The organism is Butyrivibrio sp. (genome assembly GCF_024699075.1).
In genome coordinates, this window is the sequence record NZ_JAILQF010000191.1 from 1 (window position 1) to 4390 (window position 4390).

Here is a 4390-nt window from a genome sequence, read left to right on the forward strand (position 1 = left end):
GGCCGGCAAAGCAACACCGGCACCGCCAGTTGGACCAGCTCTTGGTCAGCACGGCGTTAACATCGTTGAATTCACAAAGCAGTTCAACGCTAAGACAGCAGATAAGGGTGATCTTATCATCCCTGTTGTAATCACTGTTTACACAGACAGAAGCTTTACATTCATCACAAAGACTCCCCCTGCAGCAGTACTTCTCAAGAAGGCTTGTAACCTGCAGAAGGCATCCGGTGTTCCGAACAAGAACAAGGTTGCTAAGATTTCTAAGGACAAAGTCCGCGAGATCGCTGAAATGAAGATGCCTGATCTGAATGCTAACACTATTGAAGCAGCTATGAGCATGGTTGCTGGTACAGCACGCAGTATGGGTATAGAAGTAGTAGACTAAGGAGGAGAGCAGATCATGAAGCACGGAAAGAAATATGTTGAAGCTGCAAAGCTGATTGAAAAAGCAAAGCTGTATGAAGCTGACGAAGCAATTGCTCTTGTCAAGAAGTCTGCTTCTGCAAAATTTGATGAAACTGTAGAACTGCACATCAGAACCGGTTGTGATTCACGTCACGCTGATCAGCAGATCCGTGGAGCAGTAGTACTCCCTAATGGAACTGGTAAGACAGTTAAAGTTCTTGTATTCGCTAAGGGTACAAAGCTTGACGAGGCACAGGCAGCTGGCGCTGATTACGTTGGTGGCGATGAACTCATTCCTAAGATCCAGAATGAGGGATGGCTTGATTTCGACGTTGTAGTAGCTACACCTGATATGATGGGCGTTGTAGGACGTCTTGGTAAGGTTCTTGGTCCTAAGGGACTTATGCCTAACCCTAAGGCTGGTACAGTAACTATGGATGTTACTAAGGCCATCGCTGATATCAAGGCTGGTAAGATTGAGTACCGTCTTGACAAGGCTAACATTGTACACGTTCCGATCGGAAAGGCATCTTTCTCAGAGCAGCAGCTCACAGAGAACTACAATGCAATCATGGAAGCTATTGCTAAGGCTAAGCCTAGCACAGTTAAGGGTCAGTATCTTAAGTCTATCTCCCTTGCAACAACAATGGGACCTGGCGTTAAGATCGTAGCTAACCGTTATTAATTAACGGCTGGTAACTTAATAAGCTATCGTAAGCAGTCACCATCTTTGATGGTGGCTGCTTTTTTTATAAGCATTCAAAACTTGATAATTACCTGACTTCGTTATAAACATCCAAGACTTGATAATTACCTGACTTCGTTATAAATATCCAAGACTTGATAATTATCTGACTTCGTTATAAGCAGCTAAGCCTTACAATCTATCTGTCTTTTATTGGACTTATGTTAAAAACCTTCTATTGATGTATTTCAAACTTATTGTTAACATTAAACTATACAAGGATCTCTTTTGACAGATATCTATAACCGTATCTGCTACGGAATTCATAAGAGAAGGCCTTAGTATAAGGGGAGGATAGATGAAAGGAATAGAGCACGAAGTGCACAAAAGGCACTTTAAATGCTATAGGATACATTTTCTTAAAAGCATATTTCCTGCTATAATTCTTGCTTTTTGTATATCAGGATGTCAGTCTGGTGCAGGTCAAAGCGTACTTGGAGCTACTGCCGTTCATATAGATGAGTCCGGTAATGCCATAGAATCTGAAGATGATGGTACTCAGTATCTTGGAGGTGCTGTTGGAGTACCAATGACAGAAGAAGAATTAAACGAAGCTGCAGCAGGCCTATCTGAAAGCCAGATTGATTCCGGTAATGGTGATAGTTCTTCTTTGGCATCATTAGATGACAGCTTATCTATTTCATCTGAAGATGCTTCTGATGCAGATCTTGGTACAGAATCTGATACAACTGTTTCTCTTTTACCAAATGAATATAGTTTTGATATAGCAGATGGAAGTGATACTGCGACTGTAGTATTTGGAGGTGATGTACTTTTTGCCGAAGGATATGCTATCAAATACAGTATCGACAGAAATGGCGGCACGATAGAAGGCGTTATAGATCAGGGGCTTCTTAATTGTATGAGAAGTGCTGATATATGCATGGTCAATAATGAGTTTCCATATACGCTTGGAGGTTCACCACTTGAGGGTAAGACCTGGACATTCCACGCGGACCCGGCTTCTGCAAGCTATCTTTTTGATATGGGTGTTGATATTGTGAGTATTGGCAACAATCATATTTTTGACTATGGTGCTACTGGACTTTCCGATACTCTTACAACTCTTGAATCTGTAGGAATGCCATATGTCGGAGCTGGAAGAAATCTCGAAGAAGCTTCTAAGACTGTGACTTTCACATCATCAAGCGGTGTGAGTATTGCTTTTATAAGCGGCTGCGACATAGAAGGAAGTGATCCTCCTTTTACAAGAGGTGCTACTGATACACTTAGTGGTGTCTTCAGGGTTAGGCAGGACGAACTTTTATGCCAGAAGGTTTCTGAAGCCAAGGCTTCCGGAGCTTTTGTCGTAGTATATATGCACTGGGGACTTGAGAATACTCTGGAACTTAACTATCTGCAAAAAGAGCAGTCTGTTGACCTTGCAAATGCAGGCGCAGACCTCATTATAGGAGATCATCCACATATTCTTCAGAATCTTGATTATGTAAATGGTGTTCCTGTAATTTACAGTATGGGCAATTATCTTTTTAATTCCAAAACTCTTGATACAGGGCTTATCGAAGCCAAGATCGGACCTCAGGGTCTTGTCAGCTGGCGCTTTATTCCAGGTATTCAGTCAGGCTCTACAGTTTCAATGGCTTATGATTCTGAGAAAACCAGGATAATTAACTATATGCAGTCTATTTCTCCTAATGTTATTATAGACAGTGATGGCTATATATATCCTAATGATGCTCAGGGATAAGGTAATCCTAATTTGATTACTTATATGGGAAAAAATATTTTTTCCGGAATATAAAGATAAAGTCAATTCAAGTTACATATAAGTAAAAGCGATAATAAAGAGCGATAAAAAAGAGCGATAATAAAGAACGATAAGAAAGAACAATAAGAAAGAACAATAAGAAAGAACGATAAGAAAAAACGCTAAGAAAAAACGACAAGAAAGAACGATAAGAAATAACGATAAGAAAAGAACAATAAGAAAAAACGACAAGAAAGAACGATAAGAAATAACGATAATAAAGAATGATAAGAAAAACCGATAAAAAAAGAATCGAAATAATAATAAAAACTATTGACAAAATACATATATGTGTTATATAGTATTCAAGGTCGTCAGACCTAAGCCGAAGACAGCAGGTGGTGAAAACCGTAAATTTGCGTAAGCAGATGCCCGCCGAGGAAAGTACATGTATATGACTTTACCCTCCCAATGTCTTTGGGAGGTTTTTTTATTCGGCCAATTCTATAAGGAGGTAAAAAACATGGCAAAGGTTGAAATTAAGCAGCCTGTAGTAAATGAGATTTCTGAGAAGATCAAAAACGCACAGGCAGTTGTTCTTGTAGATTACCGTGGACTTACAGTTGCTCAGGACACAGAGCTTCGTAAAGCTCTTCGTGCAGAGGGTGTAACTTACAAGGTATACAAGAACACAATGATGAAGCGTGCATTCGAGGGAACAGATTTTGCTCAGCTCGACGGTATGCTTGACGGACCAAGTGCAGCAGCTATTTCTGAAACAGATCCTGCAGCACCTGCTCGTATTCTTGCTGAGTTCGCTAAGAAGAATCCTACACTTGAGATCAAGGGTGGTGTTTGCGAAGGCAGACTCTTCGATGAGAACACAATCAAGGAAATCGCTTCTATCCCTCCAAGGGATCAGCTCCTTTCCCGTTTGCTTGGTTCTATGCAGTCACCTATGGCAAACTTCGCTCGCGTTATCAAACAGATCGCAGAGAAGCAGCCTGAGGCACCTGCAGCAGAGGCACCAGCAGCTGAGGAAGCTCCTGCAGAAGCACCAGCAGCAGAATAATTATTCTGCCGCATGATCATCTTTTAGATGATACATAATACTTGAAAACAAGTAAGGCCTGATCAGTCAGGCAAACAAAAACTAAGAATAATACCAAATTATATGGAGGTAAATTATCATGGCAAAGTTATCCACACAGGAAATCATTGACGCTATTAAAGAGCTTTCAGTTCTTGAGCTTAACGATCTCGTAAAGGCTTGCGAGGAAGAGTTCGGTGTATCAGCAGCAGCTGGTGTTGTTGTAGCAGCAGCAGGCGCTGGCGCAGGTGCTGCAGAAGAGCAGTCTGAGTTCAACGTAGAGCTTACAGAAGTAGGTCCTAACAAGGTTAAGGTTATCAAGGTTGTTCGTGAGATCACAGGTCTTGGACTTAAAGAAGCTAAGGATCTCGTAGATGGCGCTCCTAAGATGATCAAGGAAGGCGTTGAGAAGGCAGAAGCTGAAGATATCAAGGCTAAGGTT

General features: G+C 41.3%; 5 protein-coding genes and 1 other annotated feature. All 5 genes read left to right on the forward strand.

The features are described from left to right. On the forward strand, positions 1–385 hold a 385-nt coding region (rplK, locus tag K6G87_RS07600; RefSeq protein ID WP_296835531.1), incomplete at its 5' end, for a 50S ribosomal protein L11. A 15-nt stretch (positions 386–400) separates the two neighbouring features. After that, positions 401–1090: a 50S ribosomal protein L1 gene (gene rplA, locus K6G87_RS07605; protein ID WP_296835533.1), complete on the forward strand. Its 690-nt coding sequence runs from the start codon at positions 401–403 to the stop codon at positions 1088–1090. Between the two features lie 358 nt (positions 1091–1448). Continuing rightward, positions 1449–2858: a CapA family protein gene (locus K6G87_RS07610; RefSeq protein WP_296835535.1), complete on the forward strand. Its 1410-nt coding sequence runs from the start codon at positions 1449–1451 to the stop codon at positions 2856–2858. Between the two features lie 367 nt (positions 2859–3225). Then, positions 3226–3358 (forward strand) — a sequence feature (ribosomal protein L10 leader region). 23 nt (positions 3359–3381) lie between these two features. Continuing rightward, positions 3382–3930, forward strand: coding sequence for a 50S ribosomal protein L10 (gene rplJ, locus K6G87_RS07615; protein WP_296835537.1), 549 nt, complete (start codon positions 3382–3384; stop codon positions 3928–3930). 118 nt (positions 3931–4048) lie between these two features. After that, positions 4049–4390: 50S ribosomal protein L7/L12 (gene rplL / locus K6G87_RS07620; RefSeq protein ID WP_296835539.1), on the forward strand; the 342-nt coding region annotated here is incomplete at its 3' end.

Coding starts and splice junctions, on each gene's coding strand:
- rplA (WP_296835533.1), top strand. CDS start 401: ATGAAGCACGGAAAGAAATATGTTGAAGCTGCAAAGCTGATTGAAAAA.
- K6G87_RS07610 (WP_296835535.1), top strand. CDS start 1,449: ATGAAAGGAATAGAGCACGAAGTGCACAAAAGGCACTTTAAATGCTAT.
- rplJ (WP_296835537.1), top strand. CDS start 3,382: ATGGCAAAGGTTGAAATTAAGCAGCCTGTAGTAAATGAGATTTCTGAG.